Annotated in this window: 5 protein-coding genes; all 5 read left to right on the forward strand. The window is 59.9% G+C overall.

The features are described from left to right. The coding region (locus AC2FNU_RS23870; protein ID WP_496793718.1) for an RsmB/NOP family class I SAM-dependent RNA methyltransferase at positions 1-585 on the forward strand (585 nt) is incomplete at its 5' end. Positions 586-675: 90 nt separating this feature from the next. Further along, complete coding sequence (locus AC2FNU_RS23875; protein ID WP_496793720.1) at positions 676-2,415, forward strand: heparinase II/III family protein; 1,740 nt, start codon at positions 676-678, stop codon at positions 2,413-2,415. A gap of 22 nt (positions 2,416-2,437) precedes the next feature. After that, on the forward strand, positions 2,438-4,027 hold the full coding sequence (gene purH, locus AC2FNU_RS23880; protein ID WP_496793722.1) for a bifunctional phosphoribosylaminoimidazolecarboxamide formyltransferase/IMP cyclohydrolase: 1,590 nt from the start codon (positions 2,438-2,440) through the stop codon (positions 4,025-4,027). Next, entirely contained in the window at positions 4,027-4,503 is a 477-nt protein-coding gene (lspA, locus tag AC2FNU_RS23885) for a signal peptidase II (RefSeq protein ID WP_496793724.1), read from the forward strand. Before purH ends, lspA begins: the two co-directional genes overlap by 1 nt. Before the next feature lie 50 nt (positions 4,504-4,553). Continuing rightward, complete coding sequence (locus tag AC2FNU_RS23890; RefSeq protein WP_496793727.1) at positions 4,554-5,069, forward strand: DUF3035 domain-containing protein; 516 nt, start codon at positions 4,554-4,556, stop codon at positions 5,067-5,069. The last annotated feature ends 26 nt before the right edge of the window (positions 5,070-5,095 follow it).

The raw sequence follows: 5,095 nt of genomic DNA on the forward strand, positions 1-5,095 counted from the left end.
CCTAAAACGGGCGAGACGGTTTTGGACCTTTGCGCTGCGCCCGGTGGCAAAACGATGCAATTGGCTGCCGCCGGGGCGGACGTCACCGCGCTGGACGTGTCGGAAGCCCGGATGGAGCGGGTGCGTGAAAACCTTGCACGGACGGGTCTGACAGCGCAGGTCATTGTCGGCGATGCGTTGGAACATGAAGGTCAGTATGACGCGATCCTGCTGGACGCACCGTGTTCGGCCACAGGTACGATCCGGCGGCATCCTGATTTGCCATTCGCCAAAGATGGATCCGAATTCGGCGGTCTGATCGAGCTTCAGACGCAGATGTTGGCCCATGCATGGGGTTTGCTGAAGCCGGGCGGGCGTCTGGTTTATTGCACCTGTTCTTTGTTGCCGGACGAAGGTGAAGTGCAGATCGAAGAGGCGCTGGAGATGTATCCCGACATGAACGTGGATCGCGACGCAGTGAAGATATCAGGCGTTGAAACGGGCTGGACAACGGAAGAAGGCGGCCTGCGTCTGCGGCCTGACTATTGGTCAGATCGCGGTGGCATGGACGGGTTCTACATCGCCTGTCTGACCAAATCCGCCTAAGCGCACGCTTTTCGATGACTTGACGATCGGCACGGTCTATCGTTGGGTCTCAAGCGCCAGCAGAGCGCAAGGGGCAGAGTAACACACGTCATGTCAAACTCGGACACCATGACCAGTCGGTGGATGCGGTTTCAGAACCGTTTCTACGCGCGCCTGAGTCAGCGCCAGAGGGCGGTTACGGGGTTTGTCGCGCAACCGGATCCGCGCACGGTGGGCTCGTTTGCGCGTGGTCGGCAACTGGTTGCCGGAAACCTTTTGTTCGCCGGGTTTCTGGTCGAGGCAGAAGACACCGGGTTGTGGGATGTTGCGGCCCCCAGCGCAGGCTTCGACGATGAACGACACGGATTTGCGTGGCTGGACGATCTGGCTGCGGTCGGAGACATGCGCGCACGCGAAAAGGCGCAGCGCTGGGTTTTTGGCTGGATCGAAGCGCATGGTCGCGGGCAAGGCCCGGGCTGGGTGCCTGATCTGACCGGGCGGCGTGTCATGCGCTGGATCAACCACGCGATTTTTCTGTTGCGTGGGGCAGATGACAGGCAAAGCAGGCTGTTCTTCCGCTCATTGGCGCAACAGACATGGTTTCTGTCCAAACGCTGGCAGGCGGCGACACCGGGCCTGCCCCGGTTTGAAGCATTGGCTGGTCTGGTGCAGGCCGGGTTGGCGTTGGAAGGGCTGGAGCATATGGCCGATCCGGCGTTGCGGGCGCTTGCCAGCGAATGTGATCGGCAGGTGGACGCGCAGGGTGGTATTCCAACACGCAACCCAGAAGAGTTGCTGGAAGTTTTCACATTGCTCAGCTGGACCACAGCGGCGCTGAATGATCTGGGGCGTGGGGCGCCTGTCGCGCAGGTCAATGCAATCAAGCGGATCGCGCCGACCCTGCGCAGCCTGCGCCATGCGGACGGTGCTTTGGCGCGGTTTCATGGTGGCGGGCGCGGAGTCGAGGGACGTCTGGAGCAGGCCCTTGCCCAAAGCGGCGTCAAACATAAGGCGGCAACCGAATTGCCGATGGGCTATGCGCGCCTGTCTGCCGCGCGTACCACAGTAATCGTGGATTCCAGCGCGCCACCCACCGGTGCGGCCTCGTTCAATGCGCATGCCTCTACTCTGGCGTTCGAGTTGACCTCGGGACGGCGTCCGTTGATCGTGAATTGCGGGTCGGGGGCCAGTTTCGGGTTGGAATGGCGCCGTGCCGGGCGGGCAACGCCCTCGCACTCGACCTTGTGCCTGGATGGGTTTTCCAGCGCGCGGTTGGCCAATCCGTTGCCGGGCCGCGAAAGTCAGGCGCTGGTGGATGCGCCGCAGGACGTGCCGGTTGATTTCGAGGACGCGTTTGAAGGCATCCGCTTCATGGCCGGTCATGACGGATATGCCAAAGTGTTCGGCCTGACTCATGCCCGGACTTTTGAGTTGCGCTTCGATGGGCGCGAGTTGGCGGTCGAGGATATTTTGCTGACCGCGACCGACAAGGCTAAGCGCCAGTTCGACAAGGCGATGGACACCTCAGCGCTCAAGGGGATCGGGTATGATATCCGTTTTCATCTGCATCCTGACGTGGATGCGGCGCTGGATTTGGGTGGGGCAGCGGTGTCCATGGCGCTCAAAAGCGGCGAGATCTGGGTTTTCCGCCATGATGGCATTGGAAAATTATCCGTCGAGCCAAGCGTTTACCTTGAAAAAGGGCGATTAAAGCCACGCGCGACAAAACAGATCGTTCTATCCGGGCGCGCAATGGAGTATGCGACGCGCATCCGGTGGACGCTGAGCAAGGCGCAGGACACAGCCTATGCCGTGCGCGACACGCACCGGGACGAGCCAGAATTCGACTGACGCCAAAAGGACCTTTGGACCCATGACCGATCTTCACCCCGTGCGCCGCGCGTTGCTTTCCGTATCCGACAAAACCGGGCTGATCGAGCTGGGCAAGGCGCTGGCCGAGCGCGGGGTCGAGCTGCTGTCGACCGGTGGCACGGCCAAGGCGCTGCGCGATGCCGGGCTTGCGGTGAAAGACGTGAGCGAAGTCACCGGCTTCCCTGAGATGATGGATGGCCGGGTCAAGACCCTGCACCCGATGGTGCATGGCGGACTGTTGGCGCTGCGCGACAACGACACTCATGTCGCTGCGATGACCGAACACGGGATTGGCGCGATCGACCTGCTGGTGGTGAACCTTTATCCGTTTGAGGCCACCGTCGCCAAAGGCGCCGATTATGATGAATGTGTTGAAAACATAGATATTGGCGGTCCTGCGATGATCCGCGCGGCGGCCAAGAACCATGCCTTTGTGAACGTGGTCGTGGACGTCGAGGATTACGAAAAATTGCTGGGCGACATGGATCAGCACAACGGTGCAACCTGCCCGAAATTCCGCCGCAAGCTGGCGCAGAAAGCTTATGCCCGCACGGCCGCCTACGACACCGCCGTGTCTAACTGGCTGGCTGACGCGCTGGAACTCGAAGCCCCCAAGCGCCGCGCCTTTGCGGGCGAATTGAAGCAGACCCTGCGCTATGGCGAGAACAGCCATCAACAGGCTGCCTTCTATACTGACGGCACCAACCGCCCGGGTGTGGCCACTGCCGTGCAGCATCAGGGCAAGGAACTTAGCTACAACAACATCAACGACACCGATGCGGCGTTTGAGCTGGTTGCTGAATTCGACCCTGCTCAGGGCGCGGCTTGTGCTATTATCAAACATGCCAACCCTTGTGGGGTGGCCACAGGCGCGACGTTGCTTGAGGCATACAAGGCCGCGTTCGACTGCGACCGTACTTCGGCCTTTGGTGGGATCGTGGCATTGAACCAGCCGCTGGATGCGGAAACCGCGCAAGAGATCACCGGGATTTTCACCGAGGTCGTGATTGCCCCCGGCGCATCTGACGAAGCCAAGGCGATCTTTGCAGCCAAAAAGAACCTGCGCCTGCTGACAACCGATGGCCTGCCAGACGTGACCTCCGGTGGCAAAACAGTGCGTCAGGTGGCCGGTGGCTTGCTGGTTCAGGACAAGGATAACGGGTTTGTCGGCATGGATGACCTGAAGGTCGTCACCAAGAAAGCTCCGACGGACGAACAGATGCGCGACCTGCTTTTCGCCTGGAAAGTGGCCAAACACGTCAAGTCCAACGCTATTGTCTACGTAAAAGACGGTGCAACCGTGGGCGTGGGTGCGGGTCAGATGAGCCGGGTGGATTCGGCGCTGATCGCTGCCAAGAAAGCAGAACGGATGGCGGATGTACTGGGTCTGCCTCAGCCGCTGACCATCGGATCTGCTGTCGCCTCTGACGCCTTCTTTCCTTTCCCTGACGGACTGATGGAGGCCGCTGAGGCCGGTGCAACCTGCGTCATCCAACCCGGTGGCTCCATGCGCGACGACGAGGTGATTGCTGCTGCGGATGAGGCCGGTCTGGCCATGGTCTTCACCGGTATGCGGCATTTCCGTCACTGATGCGGTCTGGCCTGCTTCTCTGGGCGGCGATTGCCGCCTTTGCGATCGACCAGATCAGCAAGTATCTGGTCGTGCATGTCATGCGCGTGGCCGAACAACCCGGTGGTATCGACGTTCTGCCCCCGTTGCTGGTTTTCAAATACGGTGAGAATCGCGGTATCAATTTCGGTCTGTTTCAGGGGAATTCCGACGCCGCGCGTTGGGTGCTGATCGGTATTTCGATTGCGATCTGTGTTGGCGTTCTTATCTGGCTCAGCCGTACAGCTACATCAAAACTCATGCTCTTTTGCGCGGGTCTGTTGATTGGTGGTGCGCTTGGAAACGTGGTGGACCGGCTGTTATACGGCTATGTGCTGGATTTCCTGAACATGTCATGTTGCGGCATCAACAACCCGTTTGTGTTCAACCTTGCGGATGTGTTCATATTTGCAGGCGCTTTGGGGCTGGTTCTGTTCGACAGTAAAAAGCCCTCGTGACGCGCGGAATTATATGAGATAAAAGCGCCAGAAACAGGCTGGAGACACCAATGCGGATGCCGCGCGCCATATTTGTTCTGACTGTTGTCGCAGCGGTTGCGGCATGTTCGAATCCCGGTCTGCGGGATCTGGCGCCTCCGGGGCAGGGTCCGGATGAGTTTTCGGTCTTGCCGGTCAAACCACTGACGCAGCCTCAGGATTATGCGTTTTTGCCTGCACCCACACCGGGCGGTGGCAACCTGACAGATCCGAACCCCAATGCCGAGGCCGTTGCTGCACTGGGTGGAAACCCGGCCGCATTGAACCCGAATGCGGCGGTGCCATCCTCTGACGCTGCGCTGGTTACGGCCTCCAGCCGTTATGGCGTGCCTGCTGATGCGCGTCAGGTTGTCGAGGCCGAGGATGATGCCTTCCGTAAACGCCGTGGTCGTTGGACCGGTTTGCGCCTGTTTCCGGTCGACCGTTACAGCCAGGTCTATGAACGGCAATCAATCAATCCATATGCGGAAACCGATGCAGCCCGTAATGCCGGTATCGAAACGCCGTCATCGCCTCCGAGTGAATAATTCTTAACTTTCTGTCATCGGGCTTG

It is taken from the genome of Ruegeria sp. BHSB064, from assembly GCF_059613205.1.